This window comes from Curtobacterium sp. MCLR17_043 (assembly GCF_003224215.1).
GTDB lineage: Bacteria > Actinomycetota > Actinomycetes > Actinomycetales > Microbacteriaceae > Curtobacterium > Curtobacterium flaccumfaciens.
This window is the reverse complement of the sequence record NZ_QKLH01000005.1, coordinates 24661-44254: the sequence shown is the minus strand read 5'-3', so window position 1 is coordinate 44254 and position 19594 is coordinate 24661. Positions and strand designations below refer to the sequence as shown.

General features: G+C 71.5%; 18 protein-coding genes. 7 read left to right on the top strand and 11 right to left on the bottom strand.

Annotated elements, in window-relative coordinates; genetic code table 11:
* Positions 1 to 77 precede the first annotated feature (77 nt).
* A complete protein-coding gene (locus tag DEJ03_RS06460; RefSeq protein WP_110863969.1) occupies positions 78 to 1325 on the top strand; it encodes a 26S protease regulatory subunit in 1248 nt (415 codons plus the stop codon).
* A 58-nt stretch (positions 1326 to 1383) separates the two neighbouring features.
* Here the strand turns inward: DEJ03_RS06460 and ffh are convergent, their stop codons facing one another.
* The gene (gene ffh, locus DEJ03_RS06455; RefSeq protein ID WP_110863968.1) at positions 1384 to 2934 is read right to left on the bottom strand and encodes a signal recognition particle protein; all 1551 of its coding nucleotides are present in this window, start codon (positions 2932 to 2934) and stop codon (positions 1384 to 1386) included.
* 44 nt (positions 2935 to 2978) lie between these two features.
* A complete protein-coding gene (locus DEJ03_RS06450; protein WP_110863967.1) occupies positions 2979 to 3656 on the bottom strand; it encodes a VOC family protein in 678 nt (225 codons plus the stop codon).
* 84 nt (positions 3657 to 3740) lie between these two features.
* Here DEJ03_RS06450 and lipB point away from each other — a divergent pair, with 84 nt between their 5' ends.
* Both lipB and lipA read left to right on the top strand, forming a co-directional pair.
* Positions 3741 to 4484: a lipoyl(octanoyl) transferase LipB gene (gene lipB / locus DEJ03_RS06445; RefSeq protein WP_110864056.1), complete on the top strand. Its 744-nt coding sequence runs from the start codon at positions 3741 to 3743 to the stop codon at positions 4482 to 4484.
* Positions 4481 to 5464, top strand: a complete 984-nt coding sequence (gene lipA / locus DEJ03_RS06440) for a lipoyl synthase (RefSeq protein WP_110863966.1) — start codon at positions 4481 to 4483, stop codon at positions 5462 to 5464. The genes lipB and lipA overlap by 4 nt, the downstream gene beginning before the upstream one ends.
* A gap of 78 nt (positions 5465 to 5542) precedes the next feature.
* Here lipA and DEJ03_RS06435 read toward each other — a convergent pair whose 3' ends face one another.
* Positions 5543 to 6568, bottom strand: a complete 1026-nt coding sequence (locus tag DEJ03_RS06435; protein ID WP_110859106.1) for a TerC family protein — start codon at positions 6566 to 6568, stop codon at positions 5543 to 5545.
* 217 nt (positions 6569 to 6785) lie between these two features.
* Between DEJ03_RS06435 and ftsY the strand changes: the two genes are divergently transcribed.
* Together ftsY and DEJ03_RS17885 are read left to right on the top strand one after the other, a co-directional pair.
* Positions 6786 to 7655, top strand: coding sequence for a signal recognition particle-docking protein FtsY (gene ftsY / locus DEJ03_RS06430; RefSeq protein WP_017888268.1), 870 nt, complete (start codon positions 6786 to 6788; stop codon positions 7653 to 7655).
* A gap of 107 nt (positions 7656 to 7762) precedes the next feature.
* Complete coding sequence (locus tag DEJ03_RS17885) at positions 7763 to 7921, top strand: hypothetical protein (RefSeq protein ID WP_017888269.1); 159 nt, start codon at positions 7763 to 7765, stop codon at positions 7919 to 7921.
* Between the two features lie 214 nt (positions 7922 to 8135).
* Here the strand turns inward: DEJ03_RS17885 and DEJ03_RS06425 are convergent, their stop codons facing one another.
* The 7 genes from DEJ03_RS06425 to DEJ03_RS06395 all read right to left on the bottom strand — a co-directional run bounded on the left by DEJ03_RS06425 (position 8136) and on the right by DEJ03_RS06395 (position 17335).
* On the bottom strand, positions 8136 to 11876 hold the full coding sequence (locus tag DEJ03_RS06425; protein WP_110863965.1) for an AAA family ATPase: 3741 nt from the start codon (positions 11874 to 11876) through the stop codon (positions 8136 to 8138).
* Between the two features lie 31 nt (positions 11877 to 11907).
* Positions 11908 to 12879 (bottom strand): bifunctional DNA-formamidopyrimidine glycosylase/DNA-(apurinic or apyrimidinic site) lyase, encoded by a 972-nt coding sequence (gene mutM / locus DEJ03_RS06420; RefSeq protein ID WP_110863964.1) that lies wholly within the window; start codon positions 12877 to 12879, stop codon positions 11908 to 11910.
* Between the two features lie 4 nt (positions 12880 to 12883).
* Positions 12884 to 13609, bottom strand: a complete 726-nt coding sequence (gene rnc / locus DEJ03_RS06415) for a ribonuclease III (protein WP_173034235.1) — start codon at positions 13607 to 13609, stop codon at positions 12884 to 12886.
* Positions 13610 to 13622: 13 nt separating this feature from the next.
* The gene (rpmF, locus tag DEJ03_RS06410) at positions 13623 to 13826 is read right to left on the bottom strand and encodes a 50S ribosomal protein L32 (RefSeq protein WP_017888273.1); all 204 of its coding nucleotides are present in this window, start codon (positions 13824 to 13826) and stop codon (positions 13623 to 13625) included.
* A 55-nt stretch (positions 13827 to 13881) separates the two neighbouring features.
* Complete coding sequence (locus DEJ03_RS06405; protein WP_071405664.1) at positions 13882 to 14454, bottom strand: DUF177 domain-containing protein; 573 nt, start codon at positions 14452 to 14454, stop codon at positions 13882 to 13884.
* A gap of 129 nt (positions 14455 to 14583) precedes the next feature.
* A complete protein-coding gene (coaD, locus tag DEJ03_RS06400; protein ID WP_110863963.1) occupies positions 14584 to 15069 on the bottom strand; it encodes a pantetheine-phosphate adenylyltransferase in 486 nt (161 codons plus the stop codon).
* A gap of 37 nt (positions 15070 to 15106) precedes the next feature.
* The gene (locus DEJ03_RS06395; protein WP_110863962.1) at positions 15107 to 17335 is read right to left on the bottom strand and encodes an ATP-dependent DNA helicase RecG; all 2229 of its coding nucleotides are present in this window, start codon (positions 17333 to 17335) and stop codon (positions 15107 to 15109) included.
* 97 nt (positions 17336 to 17432) lie between these two features.
* Here DEJ03_RS06395 and DEJ03_RS06390 point away from each other — a divergent pair, with 97 nt between their 5' ends.
* The gene (locus DEJ03_RS06390) at positions 17433 to 17993 is read left to right on the top strand and encodes an RsmD family RNA methyltransferase (RefSeq protein WP_110863961.1); all 561 of its coding nucleotides are present in this window, start codon (positions 17433 to 17435) and stop codon (positions 17991 to 17993) included.
* A gap of 93 nt (positions 17994 to 18086) precedes the next feature.
* On the opposite strand, the gene thiL is transcribed toward DEJ03_RS06390, so the two are convergent.
* Entirely contained in the window at positions 18087 to 19082 is a 996-nt protein-coding gene (gene thiL, locus DEJ03_RS06385; protein ID WP_110863960.1) for a thiamine-phosphate kinase, read from the bottom strand.
* A 24-nt stretch (positions 19083 to 19106) separates the two neighbouring features.
* On the opposite strand from thiL, the gene DEJ03_RS06380 reads away from it, so the two are divergent.
* Entirely contained in the window at positions 19107 to 19589 is a 483-nt protein-coding gene (locus DEJ03_RS06380) for a DUF3515 family protein (RefSeq protein ID WP_110863959.1), read from the top strand.
* The last annotated feature ends 5 nt before the right edge of the window (positions 19590 to 19594 follow it).

The following is a 19594-nucleotide window of genomic DNA, read 5'->3' as shown; positions in this document are numbered from 1 at the left end:
CCTCGCGACCGAACTGCGCCTGGCCTGACGCCGCGTCACGCGACACCACCGAACCGACCGCTCCGAGAGGACTCCCGATGAACGACGACCCGGTCCACGACGACCCGGTGATCGGCGCGCTCCGACGCGCGGTCGACAGCGCGCCCCACGACGTCGCACTGCGTGTCCACCTCGGTCGTCTGCTCCTCGAAGCCGGACGTCCGGCTGAGGCGACCGCCGAAGCGGCAGCCGCACTCGCCATCGCGCCGACCGACGCCGCGGCGGGCGCGCTCATGCTGGCGGTGCTGCGCCCGGGTGCCGCCACGGCACTCCCCGCGGACGCACCGACCGACGCTCCCGCCGCAGGTGCGCCGTCCGACTTCGACTGGCACGCCGCGGAACAGCAGGTCGAGCACATCGTCGAACCGTCCTTCGTCGAGGACTCGGCTCCCGACCCGGACCTGCCGTCGGCGTTCTCGGTCGAGCCGACGGAGGTCCGGTTTGCGGACGTGGGCGGGATGGAGGCCGTCAAGCAGCGGCTCACCGTCGCGTTCCTCGCCCCGCTCGCGAACCCCGAGCTCCGGGCGTTGTACGGCAAGAGCCTCCGCGGCGGTCTGCTGCTGTACGGCCCTCCGGGGTGCGGGAAGACGTTCATCGCCCGGGCTGTCGCCGGCGAGCTCGGCGCACGCTTCATGAGCGTCTCCATCACCGATGTCCTCGACCCCTACCTCGGCGCGAGCGAGCAGAACATCAGGGCGGTCTTCGAAGCCGCACGCGCTGCGGCCCCGTGCGTGGTGTTCTTCGACGAGGTCGACGCGCTCGGCCAGCGACGGAGCCAGACCCGCAGCTCGCACGTGCGCGGGATGGTGAACCAGCTGCTCACCGAACTCGACGGCGTCGACGGCGGGAACGAGGGCGTGTTCGTGCTGGCTGCGACGAACCAGCCGTGGGACGTCGACCCCGCGCTCCGTCGTCCGGGCCGGCTGGACCGGACGGTGCTCGTCCTGCCGCCGGACGCCCCGGCACGCGACGCGATCTTCCGCGGGCACCTCCGCGACCGACCGGTCGAGGGCATCGACCCCGCAGCGCTCGCCAAGCGGACCGAGGGCTTCTCCGGTGCGGACATCGCCTACGTGTGCGAGGTCGCCGCCGAGCACGCACTCATGGACAGCATCACGACGGGCACTGCACGGCTCATCGGGATGCCGGATCTGCTCGCCGCCCTGGGTGAGGTCCGGCCCTCCACGAGCGCCTGGCTCGAGACGGCGCGGAGCGTCGTCCTGTTCGGCGAGGACGACGGGACGTACGCCGACCTGCGGGCGTACCTCAAGAAGTCCAAGCGCTGAGTGACGGACGGGAGGCCCGGTGCCAGCTGGCACCGGGCCTCCCGTCCTGGGGTCGCGACTAGCGACCCAGGAACTTCTGCAGCGACGCGAGCTCTTCCTCGGTCGGTGCCTTGCCGCCCTTGGCGCCCCCGAGGCCGAGGCCGGACCCCTGCGGGGCCTGCTGCGGCGCAGCCGAAGCGCCGGCAGCCAAAGCCGCGCGCTTGGCGGGGTTGCCCACCTTCGACTTCTTCTTGCCGCCCTGCTGCTGCTTCTTGCCGCCGTGCATGCCCGGGATCGGACCCATGCCCGGCATCTGCGGCACGCCACCGCGGGCGACGGTCTTCATCATCTTGGCGGCCTGCTCGAAGCGGTTGACCAGCGCGTTGACCTCGGTGACCGTCGAGCCGGCACCGCGCGCGATGCGCAGACGGCGCGAACCGTTCAGGAGCTTCGGGAGCTCGCGCTCCTGGGGCGTCATCGACTGGATGATCGCCTCGGTGCGGACGATCTCGCGCTCGTCGAAGTTGTCGAGCGCCTCGCGCATGCCCTTCGCTCCCGGGAGCATCCCGAGCATGCCCTTGATCGAGCCGGCCTTGCGGAGCTGCTGCATCTGCTGCAGGAAGTCGTTCAGCGTGAAGTTGTCGGTCGCGATCTTGTCCGCGACCTTGCGCGCCTCTTCCTCGTCGAAGGCGCCCTGCGCCTGCTCGATGAGGGACAGGATGTCGCCGAGGTCGAGGATGCGGCTCGCCATGCGGTCCGGGTGGAACGGCTCGAAGTCGTCGAGCGACTCACCCGTCGACGCGAACATGATCGGGCGGCCGGTCACGCTGGCCACCGACAGGGCAGCACCACCACGGGCGTCACCGTCGAGCTTGGAGAGCACGACACCGGTGAAGTCGACGCCTTCCTGGAAGGCACGGGCCGTGTTGACGGCGTCCTGACCGATCATCGCGTCGATGACGAACAGGACCTCGTCCGGGTCGACGGCCTTGCGGATGTTCGCGGCCTGCTTCATCAGCTCGGCATCGACACCGAGTCGACCGGCGGTGTCGACGATGACGGTGTCGTACTGCTGGTCGATCGCGGCCTTGATGGCGTTCTTGGCGACCTTGACCGGGTCGCCGACACCGTTGCCGGGCTCGGGCGCGAACACGTGCACGCCGGCCTGCTCGCCGACGACCTGCAGCTGCTGCACAGCGTTCGGACGCTGGAGGTCCGCCGCGACGAGCATCGGGGTGTGGCCGTCCTTCTTGAGCCACTTGCCGAGCTTGCCCGCGAGGGTGGTCTTACCGGCACCCTGCAGACCCGCGAGCATGATGACCGTCGGCGGCTTCTTCGCGAACTCGAGACGTCGCTGCTGCCCGCCCAGGATGCCGACGAGTTCCTCGTTGACGATCTGGACGACCTGCTGCGCCGGGTTGAGCGCGCGGTTGACCTCGTCGGAGAGGGCACGCTCGCGCACCGATGCGGTAAACGCCTTGACGACCTCGAGCGCGACGTCGGCGTCGAGGAGCGCCCGCCGGATCTCGCGGACGGTGCCGTCGACGTCGGACGGAGTCAGCCGACCCTTGCTCCGCAGATTGCGGAAGGTCTCGGTCAGCCGATCGGAGAGTGAACCGAATTGCGCCATGATCCGTCGATTCTACAAGGCTCCCGCCGACGACACCGGCCCATTCACCGCAGGAGGACACCCTCGGTCAGCTCGAGCGGCGCCCGGAGCCCCACGTCGATGACCACCGGCGCGCTCGACGGGCTCCGGTCACCGGTCGGGAACCAGCGTCGGTCGGGCGACACCAGGATCACGAGACCGTCCACGTCGCCCACCGCCGCGAACGACTCCCCCGGCGGGTTGGCGTACGGCTCGAGACCGGCGCGTCGCAGGGCCTCGACGGCGCCGAGGACGTCGGGGACGGGGATGCCGACCTCGCTGACCGAGACGAGCGGGACGTCGGTGCCGGTGCCGGTGCCGGAACCGTCGCCGGCGCGCCGGGCGCCCGACTCGAGGTCCCGCCGCTCGATGAGCTCGAGGAGCTGCTGGTCGGGCCCCTCGAAGTAGACCGACCGCGAGTTCCAGTTCGGCGGCCCCTCGAACTCGTCCTGGTCATCCGTACCGAGCACCGTCGTCAGCCCGGCGATCCAGGCCTTGGCCGCGTCGAAGGCCCCCGTGGGGATCGTGATCGCCAGGTGCAGGGCTCCGGTCATCTCCGGCAGTTCGCGGAACACGAGGAGCGTCGACCCCACCACGATGCGCACCGTGGCGTCGACGATCTCGACCGAGCACCCCAGTCGTTCGTAGAACCGGGCGGTGTCGGCGAGCGATCGGGTGGCGAGCTGTACCTGTCGGATGTCCATGTCCTCATCGGACCATCTCAACCATTGTTGAGGTCAAGCACCCGGTTGTTGGACGCCGTCCAGAAACTGTCGTACGCTCGCCGCATGCCGGAACTCGAGATCGTCCGCCACCACGGCTTGCTCGACTACGCGGACGGCCTCGCCCTGCAGCGGGACCTGCACGCCGACGTCGTCGCCGGCCGCTCCCCCGGGGCCCTCGTCCTCTGCGAGCACCCGTCCGTGTACACCGCCGGACGCCGCACCGAACCGTCCGACCTGCCGACGAACGGCGCCCCGGTCGTCGACACCGACCGTGGCGGACGCATCACCTGGCACGGGCCGGGGCAACTGGTCGCCTACCCGATCGTCCGGCTCGCCGAACCCCTCGACGTCGTCGCCTGGGTGCGCGACCTGGAGCAGGTCGTCATCGACGCCGCGGCTGCCGTCGGAGTGCGCGCCGAACGGGTCGCGGGTCGCAGCGGCGCCTGGGTGCCGGGCACGGACGGGTCCCCCGCCGCCAAGGTCGGCGCGATCGGCCTGCACGTCGCCGAGGGCGTGGCGAGCCACGGCATCGCGATCAACTGCGACAACGCCCTCGACGCCTACGCCGCGATCGTCCCGTGCGGCATCGCGGACGCCGGGGTCACGACGCTGAGCGCCGCGGCGGCGCACGTAGGGCGAGGCCACGTGACCGTCGAGGACCTCTCGCCCCTCGTCGCAGAGCGCGTCCAACAGGCCGTCGACGGGATGCACAACGGCAGCCGGATCAGCACGACGGCCCCCAGCACCAGCACCAGCACCAGCACGAGCACCAGCACCGCGCCCGCCCGACAGGAGACCCTCGTATGACCCTCGCCCCCGATGGCCGCCGCATGCTCCGGGTCGAGGCCCGGAACGCCGAGACCCCGATCGAGACGAAGCCCGCGTGGATCAAGACCCGTGCCACGCAGGGTCCGGAGTTCCGCGAGCTGTCGAGCCTGGTGCGCGACAAGCAGCTGCACACCGTCTGCCAGGAGGCCGGCTGCCCGAACATCTTCGAGTGCTGGGAAGACCGCGAGGCCACCTTCCTGATCGGCGGCTCGCAGTGCACCCGTCGCTGCGACTTCTGCCAGATCGACACCGGCAAGCCGGAACCGCTCGACCGCGACGAGCCCCGCCGGGTCGCGGACTCCGTCGCGGAGATGGGCCTGCGGTACGCGACCGTGACCGGCGTCGCACGCGACGACCTGCCCGACGGCGGCTCCTGGCTCTACGCCGAGACCATCCGGGCGATCCACGAGCACTCCCCCGGCACCGGCGTCGAGATCCTGGTGCCGGACTTCAACGGGCGACCGGACCAGCTCGGCCCGGTGTTCGACGCCCGCCCCGAGGTCTTCGCCCACAACGTCGAGACCGTCCCGCGGATCTTCAAGCGGATCCGGCCGGCGTTCACGTTCGAACGGTCCCTGGACGTCATCACCCAGGGCCGCGACGCCGGACTGGTCACGAAGTCGAACCTGATCCTCGGCATGGGCGAAGAGCGCATCGAGATCGAGGACGCCCTGCAGCGCCTGTACGACGCGGGCACGGACATCATCACGCTGACGCAGTACCTCCGCCCGTCGCCCCGACACCTGCCGGTCGCCCGCTGGGTCAGCCCTGCGGAGTTCGTCGAGCTCCGTCAGGTCGCCGAGCAGATGGGCTTCGCCGGGGTGCTCGCCGGACCGCTGGTCCGGTCGTCGTACCGGGCGGGTCGGCTGTGGGCACGGGCGACGGTGGCCCGCGGCGGCTCGGTTCCCGAGCACCTGGCCCACCTGCTCGACGCGACCCCTGGTCGCCAGGCCGTCTGACGCTCCGGACGACGCCCGGACAGACGGGAGGCGCGGTGCCAGCTGGCACCGCGCCTCCCGGCCGTCAGGTGGTGACGGCTACTTCGCGTCGGCCTCGACCGACTCCTTCGGCTGGCCGGTCGGGGTGAGCCCGCGCTCCTGGCGGCGCTTCGAGACCACCAGCGACGCGGTCGTGGCGACCGCGATCGTCAGCGCGATGAAGCCCAGCGAGAACCAGATCGGGATCTCCGGCGCCCATTCGATGTGCTCGCCACCGTTGATGAAGGGCAGCTCGTTGACGTGCATGGCGTGGAAGACGAGCTTCACACCGATGAACGCCAGGATGACGGCCAGGCCCTGGCCCAGGTAGATGAGGCGCTCCAGCAGGCCGGCGATCAGGAAGTACAGCTGCCGGAGGCCGAGCAGCGAGAACGCGTTCGCCGTGAACACGATGAAGGCGTCCTGCGTCAGCCCGAAGATCGCGGGGATCGAGTCGAGCGCGAACAGCACGTCGGTCAGGCCGATGGCGACCATGACGAGCAGCATCGGGGTGAACAGCCGCTTGCCGTCGACACGGGTGGTCAGACGGTCGCCGTCGTAGTGGTCCGAGGTCGGGATGATGCGCTTGAGGATCCGGATGAGCCGGGATTCGCCCTCGCTGCCGTGGTCGTTGCCGCTGCGGGCCTGCGACCAGGCGAGCCAGAACAGCAGCGCACCGAACAGGTAGAAGACCCACGAGAAGTTCTCGATGATCGTGACGCCGAGGGCGATGAAGACGCCACGGGCGACGAGCGCGATCGCGACGCCGACCAGCAGGACCTTCTGCTGGAACTCCTTCGGCACGGCGAAGCTCGACATGATGATGAGGAAGACGAAGAGGTTGTCGACCGACAACGCCTTCTCGGTCAGCCAGCCGGCGAAGTACTCACCACCAGCCTGCCCGCCGCCGAACACCAGGATGCCGATGCCGAACAGGATCGCCAGCCCGATGTAGAAGGCCGACCAGAACGCGGATTCGCGGATGTGGGGCACGTGCGGCGTGCGGACGTGCGAGTAGAAGTCGAACACCAGCAGCGCGAGGATGCCGGCGATCGTGATGAGCCAGACGAAGAGTGGGACGTCCACGGTTTCCTTCAGGTAGGGCGTGCCGCTGCTGTGCGGGTACGCCGAGGCCTGAAGGTCTCTTCCGTCGCTCGGCACCGGAACCGGTGTCGCACGACCGGCGCCCCGGGGCCGGATCGTTCCGGACCGTACTGACGGGGTCACCGAGAGGGAATACTCCCCTTCGTGATCCCGAGCATACCGGGCACAGCGGACATGTGCCGCGCTCTAAGCTGGGAGCATGGCGAGTTCTTGGTCACTGTCCACACGGCTGCGCGGCCTCTTCCAGCGCAAGACGATCGACGAGACCACGTGGGAGGACCTCGAGACCGCCCTCATCGGCGCCGACTTCGGGCCCGACATCTCCGAGGAGATCATCGAGGACCTGCACGCCCGCGTCGACCGGTACGGCACGACCGACCCCGCCGACCTGCAGCGCATGCTCCGCGAAGTCCTCGAGGAACGGCTCTCCAAGCTCGACACCACCCTGAAGCTCAGCGCGCGGCCCGCCGTGGTGCTCGTCGTCGGGGTGAACGGCGTCGGCAAGACCACGACGATCGGCAAGTTCGCCAAGTTCCTGAAGACGTACGACCGCACGGTGCTCGTCGGGGCGGCGGACACGTTCCGCGCCGCGGCGGTCGAGCAGGTCGCCACCTGGGCCCAGCGCGCCGGCGTCGACGTCGTCCGTCCGTCGCAGCCCGGGCAGGACCCGGCGTCGGTGGCGTACCAGACCGTCGAGAAGGCGATCCGCGACCAGACCGAGATCGTCGTCATCGACACCGCCGGGCGGCTGCACACCAAGGCCGGCCTGATGGACGAGCTCACGAAGATCAAGCGCGTGGTCGAGAAGCAGACCGAGATCAGCGAGGTCCTGCTCGTCCTCGACGCGACGACCGGCCAGAACGGACTCGCCCAGGCCCAGGCCTTCATCGAGGGCGCCGGTGTGACCGGCCTCGTCATCACGAAGCTCGACGGCTCGGCCAAGGCCGGGTTCGTGCTGAGCGTGCAGGAGAAGACCGGCATCCCGATCAAGCTCATCGGGCAGGGCGAGGGCATCAACGACCTGACGGGCTTCACGCCGCACGTGTTCGTGCAGAACCTCGTCGGCTGAGCGAACGCGATCTCGTCGGCTGAGCGAACGCGTCGGCGCGCCGAGGAGTAGCGTCCCGTTCTGGTCCGGGCATCTGCTCGGTCTCGTTCCAGGGATAGGAGACCCTCATGCCCGCACTGCTGATCATCGCGATCATCGTCGGCCTCGTCCTGCTCTTCAGCGGCATCTTCGTCGGTGCGCTGAAGCTCCTGCTCTGGGTGGGCATCGTGCTCATCCTGCTCGGGATCATCGGCTGGCTGCTCCGGACGATCCGCGGTCGCGCGTAGCGACCCGAACGTCCTGTCCGGACGCACCTGACAGAACGGGAGGCGCGGTGCCAGCTGGCACCGCGCCTCCCGTCTGTCCGGGGCCGCGTGGACTGCACTGCGAAAGCGACAGATCCCGTCGCCGACCCACTGCGAACCCCGGGAAAGCGACAGATCGCCGCGAACAGTTGGCGGAGATCTGTCGCTTTCGCGGAACGGGCCTGCGACCAGACGGCTACGCGACCGCGACCGCGACCGCGTCCGCCGGCTCGCGCTTCTGCACCCGCTGGCCGACGACGGCCGAGACGCCGTCTTGCCGCATCGACACCCCGTACAGGGCGTCCGCGATCTCCATCGTCCGCTTCTGGTGCGTGATGACGATGAGCTGGGACGACTCGCGGAGCCGCTCGAACACGGTCAGCAGGCGGCCGAGGTTGGCGTCGTCGAGCGCCGCCTCGACCTCGTCCATGATGTAGAACGGCGACGGCCGCGCGGTGAAGATCGCGACGAGGAGCGCCACCGCCGCCAGGGACCGCTCGCCGCCGGACAGCAGGGTCAGGCGGTCGATCTTCTTGCCGGCGGGCTTCACCTGCACGTCGATCCCGGTGCCGAGCAGGTCGGTCGGGTCGGTCAGGTTGATCGACCCCGAGCCGCCCGGGAACAGGATCGGGAAGATGACGTCGAACGCTTCCTTCGTGTCGTTGAACGCGGACTCGAAGATCGTCTGCATCTTCGTGTCGAGCTCGTCGATGATCGTCAGCAGGTCTGTCCGGGTCTTCTGCAGGTCCTCGAGCTGCTCGGCGAGGAACGCGTGCCGCTGCTCGAGCGCCTGGAACTCCTCGAGCGCGAGCGGGTTCACCTTGCCGAGCTGCCCGAGGTCGCGCTCGGCGGCCTTGAGTCGGCGCTCCTGCTCGGCACGGACGTAGGGCACCGTCTCGACGTCGGCGGGGTCGACCTCGTCGGTGGTGTCGAACTCGGGCAGCGCGGGGCCGCCGGGCAGCGTGGACTCGGCGTCGACGAGGGCCACGTCGTCGGTTTCGGGGCCCGCGTCTGCCGCAGCTTCCTCCGGCTCGGTCACGCCCGAGGCCTCGGCGGCTGCAGCCGCCGCCGCGCGCTCCGCCTCGCGGTGCTTCCGCGCGCGCACCCGCGGGTCCACGAGCACGTCGACGGGCACCGGCACGTGCGGCCCGTACTCGGCCACCAGCACGGCCTCGGTCAGCCCGAGCTCGCTCTGCGCCCGGTCGAGGACGCCGGACACGTGCAGCTTCTTCTCGTAGATCTCCATCTCGAGCGAGTGCACGCCGTCGGTGATGGTCTGCAGGCGGTCCCGGAGTTCGCGCTCCTCGTTGCGGATGGTCTGCAGCTCGGTGTTGCGCTTCGACCGCTCGGCTTCCTCGGTCGCCAGCTGCACCCGGGCCTCGGCCAGCGAACGGTCGACCGCACCGAGCACCCCGGGCAGGTCGGCGAGCACGGCTTCCGCGGTCCGGACCTGGCCGCGTCGGATGACGGCGAGCCGGGCGGCCTCCTCGGCGGCGGCGCGCTCCGCCTCGAGCTGGCGTTCGAGCTGGTCGGCGCGGTTCCGTTCGGCGCGCACCCGCTCGCGCACGGTCTCGACCTGGATCCGCTGCTCGACCTCGGCCGCACGTGCGGCTTCGAGCGAGTCCTGCAGCGCGGGACGCTCGGAGGCGTCGACGACGGGTCGCTCCTGCTCGGTGAAGGCCCGGTGCGCCGACTCGGCCTCGGCCAGCACCGCCTCGGCGGTCTCGACGGCGCCGTCGGTCTCGGCCAGCGCGGCACGCAGCCGTTCGACCTCGGCCGCGGCGTTCTCCGCCTTCGCCCGCGTCGACGCACTCGTGCGGTCGTACTCGGCCTTCGCCCGCGTGTACGCGCGGGATGTTGCGTCGGCCTCGTCCGCACGGCGGCGTGCGTGCTCGACGGCACTGCGTGCGGCCTGGAGGCCCGTGGCCGCGTCCTCGGCGTCGGTCGCGATCGCGTCGCGGCGCGTCACGGCGTCGTCGCGCTCCGCGACGAGCTCGATGCGCGAGGTCACGCGCTCGCCGCCGCCGGTCACGCGGACCGCGCGGACGAGGTCGCCGGACCGCGTGACCACCGTGGCGTGCGGGGCGGCCGTGAGCACCACCTCCAGGTCGAGGTCGTCGGTCTCCGCGACCAGCGTGTCCCGCAGGATCGACGCGAGCGCCGGCGGTCCCTGCACCAGGTCTGTGGCACGGCGGACGCCGGCCGGCAGGGTCTCGGGCAGGGCGGTGGTGACGGACGCGGCGTCCGCGACGACGACGTCGATCCGGCCGAGGTCAGCAGCGCGGGCGTGGTCGACGGCGTCGAGCGCTGCACCGCGGTCGTCCGCGAGGACGGCGTCGGCGAGTCCCTCGAGCGCGGTGGCGATCGCGGCCTCGAACCCGGGCGAGACCGCCAGGCTGTCGGCCAGGCGACCGACGATGCCCGCGCGACCGGCGTCGATCAGGGCCTGCGAACCGTCGCGGACCTCGATCGACATGCCGAGCGCGGTGACCCGGGCGTCAAGGGCGTCCCGCTCGCGTTCGAGGGAGTGGAGGCGGTCGCGCTGCTCGTCGCGCGTGGTCTGGGCCCGTTCGAGCTCGGCGCGCGCCTGCTCCAGGGTCTGCGCGAGCGCGGACTCGTCGACGCCCTCGGACGGGTCGACACCGAGTTCGGCGAGGGCCGCCGCGGCACGCTCGGCACGTTCCCCGGCCTCGGCCAGTGCCCGCTCCCGCCGCTCGCGGTCGGCGACGGCGGAACCGCGCTTCGACCGGGCGACGTCGACGGCGCTGGCGAGCCGCTGCGCCTCGAGGTCGTGCTGCGAGACCCGGGCTGCCTGGGCGGCGATGCGTTCGTCCAGGGCGTCCAGCGCGGCGCGTGCGTCCTGCACCGCGCGGGCGGTCGTCGCCGAGCCGCCCACCATCTCGTCGGCGCGTGCGGCGAGGCGGTCGGCCTCGGCACGGACCCCGGCGACCTGCTCCTGGGTGACGGTCGGGCCCTGCTGTGGCGCGTCGGCCTGCTGCGCGAGGAACATCAGGCGCTGGTTCGCCAGGCTCGACAGGCCACGGAGACGCTCCTGCACGCTCTCGAGCCGGTGCACGACGGTGCGGGCGCGGTCGACGTCGTCGCCGACCATGCTCTGCTCGACGTGCTGCTGGCGCACCCGGGTCTGGTCGAGCCGCTCGGTCAGGACGATGCGCTCGGACTTGCGGCCCGCCTCGACCTCCTGGTGGTCGTGCAGCTCGCGGCGCAGGCGCACCACGTCGTCGGCCAGGATTCGGGCCTTGGCGTCGCGGAAGACCGCGGCCACCGACTGGGCCTTCCGTGCCACCTCGGCCTGCCGCCCGAGGGGCTTCAGCTGCCGCCGGATCTCACCGGCCAGGTCGGACAGGCGGGTCAGGTTCGTCTGCATCGCGTCGAGCTTGCGGAGGGTCTTCTCCTTGCGGCGACGGTGCTTCAGGATCCCGGCGGCCTCCTCGATGAAGCCGCGGCGGTCCTCGGGGGTGGCGTGCAGCACCTTGTCGAGCTGCCCCTGCCCGACGATGACGTGCATCTCACGGCCGAGGCCGGTGTCGCTCAGCAGCTCCTGCACGTCGAGCAGCCGGCAGTTCTCGCCGTTGATGGCGTACTCGCTGCCACCGTTGCGGAACAGCGTGCGCGCGATCGTCACCTCGGAGTACTCGATCGGCAGCAGGCCGTCGCTGTTGTCGATGGTCAGCAGCACCTGGGCGCGACCGAGCGGACCGCGGGTCGAGGTGCCGGCGAAGATGACGTCCTCCATCTTGCCGCCGCGCAGGGTCTTCGCGCCCTGCTCCCCCATCACCCAGGCCAGGGCGTCCACCACGTTCGACTTGCCGGAGCCGTTCGGGCCGACGATGCACGTCACGCCCGGCTCGAACGCGAACGTCGTCGGCTGCGCGAAGGACTTGAACCCCTTGATGGTCAGGCTCTTCAAGTACATGCGGTCTCCGGATGCTCTGGTTGGCGTCAGGCTAACGCGTGCGGGCGCGGGGACGGGGTTGGCACACGGGGCAGATGTGGCTCGAGCGGTTCATGAAGGCCTCGCGCACGATCGTCGTGCCGCAGCGTGGACACGGCTTCCCCTGCTGCCCGTAAACGTTCAGGCGCTGCGAGAAGTACCCGGACTGCCCGTTGACGTTGACGTACTGGGCGTCGAAGCTCGTGCCGCCGTCCTCGAGCGCCCGGCGCAGGATGGCACGGACCTCGTCGAGCAGCCGACGCAGGTCGGCACGGGTGAGGCGGTCGGCGGCGCGGTCGTAGTGCAGCTTCGCGGCCCAGAGCGACTCATCGGCGTAGATGTTGCCGATGCCGCTCACGACGCCCTGGTCGAGCAGCACCCGCTTGATGCCGCTCGAACGCTTCCGGGCCATCGCGGTGAACCGGTCGTCGTCGAAGGCGGGGTCGAGCGGGTCACGGGCGATGTGCGACACCTGCCCGGGCACCCACCGACGCCACACGGCATCGGGGTCGATCGCGTCGACCTGCCCGCCGAACCCGGCGGGAGCACCGTCGATCGTCGGCACCATCGCGTCGATCGCCATCGAGCCGAACGTGCGCTGGTCGACGAACTCGAGTTCCACCGGGGGCTCCGCCGCACCCGAGCGGTCGGTGCCCGCGGGTTGCACGTCGATGAGGATGCGCCGGTGCTTGGCCGCCGGTCGACCACGGCCGAGCAGGATCTGCCCGCTCATGCCGAGGTGGGCGACGAGTGCCTCGGGGCGGGCCCCGTCGTGCTCGGGCTGCAGCGGCATCCAGAGGAACTTGCCCCGGCGCACCGCAGCGGCGATCGTGCGACCGGTCAGTCGGTCGGCGAAGTCCTCGGCGGGGCCGTCGTGCCGGGTGAGGGCACGGTCGTCGACCACGTCGACGTGCAGGACCCGCGCGCCGCTGACGGCGGGTTCGAGGCCGGCGCGGACGACCTCGACCTCGGGGAGTTCGGGCACGCGGTCAGGCCGCTCGGCCGGACAGCCGGGTCCAGGCGTCGAGCGCGGCGGCCATCTCGGCGGCCTTCTTGCTCGAGCCGGTGCCGGTGGCGATGTCCTCGCCCTGCAGGACGACCGTCGCCATGAAGGTCTTGTCGTGGTCCGGGCCGGTCTCGGTGACGCGGTACGCCGGGTTGCCGAGGGAACGACTCGAGGCGAGCTCCTGCAGGCTCGTCTTCGGGTCCATCGCGGCGCCGAAGCGGTCCGGGTCGATCATGAGCGGTTCGACCAGGCGGAGCACGAGCTCGGTGGCCGGGTCGGGACCGGCCGACAGGTACGTCGCGCCGATGACGGCTTCGACGGTGTCGGCCAGGATCGACGACTTGTCGCGCCCGCCGGTCTGTTCCTCGCCCTTGCCGAGGCGCAGGTAGCGGCCGAGCCCGATCATCCGGGCGATCTCTGCCAGCGCCACGGTCGACACCAGGCTCGCTCGACGCTTGGCGAGGTCACCCTCGTCGAGGTCGGGGAACGACCGGTAGAGCTTCACGGTCACGGCCTGGCCGAGGATCGAGTCCCCGAGGAACTCGAGGCGCTCGTTGTGCTTGATGCCCCCGTGCTCGTAGGCGTAGGAGCGGTGCGTCAGGGCGAGCTGGAGCAGCTCGAGGTCGATGTCGGCCCCGAGGATGCCCTGCAGACGAACGACGTCCGGCCCCGCGGGGCGAGACCCCGCAGCGCCGGACGTTGTCGTCATGCGTTCGGTCCGATCAGACGTCGGCGACCTTGCGGCCCTTGTACTCCATGTACAGGGGCGTGCCGGCCGAGTCCTCGACGACCTTCGCGCGGTGCGGGAGGCTGTAGGTGACCTGACCGTTCTCGATCGTCTTCACGAGCTGGATCGGCGTGGCCTTCCACTGCGAACGACGGGCGTGCGTGTTCGCACGGGACTGCTTGCGCTTGGGAACGGCCATGGTGAATCTCTTTCGGTTGGTCGGTGGTCGGTACGGGGGCTGGCGGTGTCGGGACCTACTCGGTCTCGGCCCGCTCCTCGCCCTCGGTGGTCTTCGGTGCGGTGGTGTCACCGTCGGTGCTGTCGTCGAGCTCGATCGCGCTGAGCGCTGCCCAGCGGGGATCCAGCACCTGACGAGCGGGCTGCTCGCCGAGGTCGGCCAGACGCTCGCCCGTCACCGGGTCGAGTCCTGGGCAGTCCGGTCGGCAGACCGGCTGGAACGGCAGCGACAGCACCACCGCATCTCGAACGACCTGTTCGGTGTCCACGTGGTCATCGCGAACGAAGAAGTCGAAATCCTCCGAGGCATCATACGCGAACAGCTCGGCGAAATCGACCTCGATCGGTTCGCTGATGTCGATGAGGCAGCGCGAGCACTCCCCCGTGGCGTCGGCCGAAGCGTGTCCGGACACGAGGACGCCCTCGTGCAGGCCTTCGAGTTTGACGTCGATGTGCAGTTCGGCACCCTGTCGGACGCCGATCAGACCGGCCCCCATCGCGTCGGGCACCTCGATGTCGAGCGAGTGCTCGCGCATCTCACCCGGCCGGTGCGCGAGGTCGCGCACGCGCAGGGCGTAGGGGCTGTTCACGGGGGAAGACACGATCGACAAGCCTAGCGCGATCGGGGCCGAGAGTCGAGGTGGCGACAGGCGTGTCCGGACGCGGTGGGCGCGGTGCGCGTGCGGGGCGGCCTGGGCGGGCGGGCTCAGCGGGCGTGCTCAGCGGGCCGCGAGCGCGTCGGCGACCGTCTTCGGCACGTAGGGCGTGACGTCGCCCCCGAGGGACGACACCTGGCGGATCAGCGAGCTCGACACGTGCGCCCGCGACGCCTCGGGCAGCAGGAACACCGTCTCGACGTCGGCCAGGTGGCGGTTCATGATGGCCATCGGCGTCTCGTACGCGACGTCCTCGCCGGACCGCACGCCCTTCACCAAGACCTTCGCCCCGACCTGCCGGCAGTAGTCCACCAGCAGCCCGGACGTCCACTCGCCCACCGTGACCGTCTCCGGCGCGCCGACCTCGACCAGCGAGTCCTTGATGAGCCGGACCCGGTCGACCGCCTCGAACATCGCCGGCTTCTTGTCGGGGTTGTGCACCACGAGGACGTGCACCTCGTCGAAGAGCCCGGCCGCGCGGCCGATGACGTCGAGGTGCCCGAGGGTGACGGGGTCGAAGGAACCGGGGACCACCGCGATCTGCGCCATGGCAGCGACGATACCGCGCGGGCCGTCGGGCTCCGGGTCAGTTCTTGCCGAGGAACGCCGCGTCGGACTCGTCGAGACGCCGGGCGAGGGCGTCGCGGAGGGCCGGGGACCCCTCGAGCTCGGGATCGGGTTCGAGCACGCGCTCCGCTTCTTCGCGCGCGTCGACGATGAGGTCGGCGTGCTCGACCACCCGGAGCAGGTTGAGCGAGGACCGCCCACCGGACTGCCGTTCGCCCAGGACGTCGCCTTCACGTCGGAGCTCGAGGTCGACCCGGGCGAGCTCGAACCCGTCGTCCGAGGCGGCCACGGCGTCGACGCGCTCGCGCGAGGTGGTCTCGAGCTCGGCCGAGGTGACCAGCAAGCAGACGCCGGCCCACTGCCCACGACCGATGCGGCCGCGGAGCTGGTGGAGCTGCGAGACCCCGAACCGGTCGGCGTCGAGGACGGCCATCATCGCCGCGTTCGGGACGTCGACGCCGACCTCGATCACGGTCGTCGCCACGACCACGTCGAGGTCGCCGGCGGCGAAGGACGTCATCACGCGGTCCTTCTCGTCGGCGGTCATCCGGCCGTGCAGGACCGCGATCGAGCGCCCTTCGAGCACGGGCATGGTGCGCATCCGCTCGGCGGTGGCGAGCACGGTCGCCGGGGCACGCTTCGGGATGTCGTCCTCGCCGTCGGCCGGCTCCGGCTCGCCGTCGTCCTCGGTGTGGGCGTCGTCGATGGCCGGGCAGACGACGAACGCCTGGCGGCCCTTGGCGAGTTCCTCGGCCATGCGGGACCAGATCCGGGGTTCCCATCCGGGGTGCTCCGCCAGCGGGACCGTGAAGGTCTCGACGCCGGCGCGCCCCGACGGCATGCCCGTGATGGTCGAGACGTCGAGGTCGCCGAACACCGTCATCGCGACGGTGCGCGGGATCGGCGTCGCGGTGAGCACGAGCACGTGCGGCGGGGTCCTGCCCTTGGTGCGGAGGGCCTCGCGCTGCTCGACACCGAAGCGGTGCTGCTCGTCGACCACCACGAGCCCCAGCTCGGCGAAGTCCACCCGGTCGCCCAGGAGCGCGTGGGTGCCGACGACCAGCCGTGAGCTGCCCGACACCGCCGCGAGCAGGGCCCTTCGACGTTCGTCGGTGGACTGCGAACCGGTCAGGATCACCGGTCGGAGCTCGGCGGCGAGGTCCGGCCCGAGGAACTTCACGATGGAGCGCAGGTGCTGGGCCGCCAGCACCTCGGTCGGGGCGATGAGCGCGGACTGGCCACCGGACTCGGCCACCGTGAGCATCGCCCGGATCGCCACGAGCGTCTTGCCCGAACCGACCTCGCCCTGGATCAGCCGGTGCATGGGCCAGGTGCGGGCGAGATCGTGGTCGATGTCGGCCCCGACGGCGCGCTGGTCGTCCGTCAACGTGAAGGGCAGGGTGGCGTCGAAGCGCTCGAGGATGCCACCGGGGGCGGCCACGCGCGGGGTGGCCGCGGTGCGACGGGCCGCGATCCGGCGCTGCACCAGGGCGGTCTGCAGCACGAACGCCTCGCGGTAGCGCAGGGCGTCCTGCGCGCGCTTGAAGTCCGCGACCTTCTCGGGGCGGTGCAGCAGCTCGAGGGCACGGCGGAACGGCACGAGGTCGAGCCGGGACCGCGCGGACGCCGGCACCGGGTCGGGCAGGACCGGCAGGGTGTCGAGGACGATCCCGATGGACTTCGCGATCTGCCACGACGTGAGCGAGGCCGTCGCCGGGTAGATCGGGATCGGCTGGCGCGACCACCGGATCGCTTCGTCGGAACCGGGCTCGGCCGTGGCGCGGGGGTCGTCGGGGTCGAACAGCTCGTAGTCCGGGTGGGCGAGCTGCCGGGCACCCCGGTAGTCGCTGACCTTGCCGGAGAAGATGCCCCGGGCGCCGGGGACGAGGTCCTTCGTGCGCCACCCCTGGTTGAAGAACGTGAGGGTGAGCAGGCCCTTGCCGTCGCCGATCTTCGCTTCGAGGATCGAGCCGCGGCGCGCGCGCATGGTGCGTTCACGGACGTCGACCACCTCGGCCACGATGGTGACCGGTTCGCCGATCGCGAGCGAGTCGAGGGCGGTCAGTGCACCACGCTCGGCGTAGCGGCGGGGCGCGTGCTCGAGGAACTCCCCCACCGTGCGGTAGCCGAAGGCCTTCTCGATCGCGGTCGCCGTCCGACCGCCGAGCACGTTCGCGAGCCGCGCGTCGAGCGGCGCCGGACCGAGGTCGGGCGCGGCCGGCGCAGCGGGGGTTCCGGAGGTGACCATGCTCCAACGGTACCGGGCACGACCGACCCCACCCGTGCCTCCCGAGCGGCCTGTGGAGAACGCCGGACCGGACCCGCCGGGCCGATACGGTGGCTGCATGACCCGCATCATCGCCGGCGCCGCCGGCTCCCTGACGCTCCGGGTGCCGAAGTCCGGCACCCGCCCGACGAGCGACCGCGTGCGCGAGGCGCTGTTCTCGTCGCTCGAGGCACGGGGGCTCGTCGAGGCCACGTCGGTGGCCGACCTGTACGCGGGGACGGGCGCGCTCGGGCTCGAGGCGGCCTCGCGCGGTGCGGCCGAGGTCGTTCTGGTCGACCGGGCGTCCGCCGCCGCGCAGGCCTGCCGGGCGAACGCGAAGGCCGTGCAGCAGCGGGTGCCGGGCGTCCGGATCGACGTGCAGCCGCAGCCGGTGCTCGGGTACCTGCGCGGGACCGTCCGCACCTTCGACCTGGTGTTCATCGACCCGCCCTACGACGTCACCGAGCACGAGCTCGCCGAGGTGCTCGAAGCACTGTCGCCGAAGCTGACGCCGGATGCCGTCGTCGTGGTCGAGCGGAGCAAGCGCTCCCCCGAGCCCACCTGGCCGGCGGGGCTCGCGCCGTTCAGCAAGCGCAGCTACGGCGAGACCGTCGCGTGGGAGGCCGTCGCCGCCGGCTGAGGCGCTCTGCGCGTGTGCACGCGCCCTGCGACAGTGCACCTGTCGAACGACGCGTGTTCTGTCGCCACACGGTCGTGCACCGACCGGGCCGGGTCAGCCGGCGGCGCCGTCCCAGTCGGCGTAGGGGTCCCAGCCGGTCGTCGGCACCGCGGCACCGGCGCGCAGCAGGTCCGCGTCGCCGCGCTCCCGCACGACACCGATGCGCCGGAAGCCCCCGGGCAGGACCGCGTCGGCCGGGAACGTGGCGAGCAGTCCGTGGTCCTCGCCACCGTGCAGCGCGACCTCGTCCAGGTCGGTGGCGGCATCGAGTTCGAGCGTCACCCGGCTGGCACGGGCGAGCCGACCGGCGTCGATCGCCAGGCCGTCGGACAGGTCGAGCATCGCGGTGGCCCCGGCCCCGGCCGCGAGCGGCCCGTCGGCGATCGGGGGCACCGGGCGGCGCTGGCGTCCGACGTCGGGGTCGCCGTCCGCGCCGCTCGCGACCGTTGCGGCACGGTCCGGCTCGCCCCGGCCGTCGACGCCCTCGCGGAACAGCCGGGACAGCCCACGGGCGGCACGTCCGAGCTCGCCGGACACCGCGAGCACGTCGCCGACGGTCGCACCCGACCGGAGCACGGGCGCGCGGCCCAGCAGGTCGCCGAAGGCGGTGACGGCCACCGTGAACGTCGCCGAGGTGGAGAGGTCTCCCCCGACGACCCCGCATCCCGGCGCGAGTGCGTCGACGGCGAGCCGGAAGCCGTCGGCGATGCCCTCGAGGACGGCCACGGGAGTGTCCTGCGGTGCGGCGAGGGCGATCACGAGGCCGCTCGGTACGGCGCCCATCGCGGCGACGTCGGAGAGGTTCGTGGCGGCCGCCTTCCAGCCGATGTCCGTCGGCGACGACCACGCCCACCGGAAGTCCGGACCGTGCACCATCATGTCCGTCGTGACGACGAAGCGGCCGTCCGGAGCGGCGACGACGGCGCAGTCGTCACCGGGGCCGAGGATCGGCGTGCCCACGGGCAGACGGCTCGTGATCCGGTCGAGGACGACGAGTTCGCCGAGCTCCCCCACTGTCGGTCCGGCCCAGGCGTCGTCCGTCGCATCCACACGAGAACGGTAGCCTGGACGGCGATGGACACCGCGCGCCGCACCCCTCGGACCCTCGCGATCGTGGGGGCCGTGATCACCCTCGCCGCCGGGCTGACCGGGTGCACGAACGCCGTGTCGATGTCCGCCGCCCCGTCGGCGAACGCAGCGGCGTGCGCGGCCGTGCAGGTCCGACTGCCCGCGACCGTGGACTCGAAGTTCGACCTGCGGAACACGAACGCGCAGGCCACGGCGGCCTGGGGCGACCCCGAGGTGGCGATCTACCACTGCGGTGTCGCCGTCCCCACCGTGTCCGACCTGCCGTGCTTCTCGCAGGGCGGCGTCGACTGGATCCGCGACGACCGCGGCGACCAGGTCGTCTACACGACGTTCGGTCGGTCACCGGCGGTGCAGGTCGTGGTCGACTCGACGAAGACCACGTCGGTGGTGCAGGAGCTGTCCGACGCCGTGTCGTCACTGCCGAAGGACGGACACGAGTGCCTCGACCCCGCCGACGTGCAGGGCTGACACCC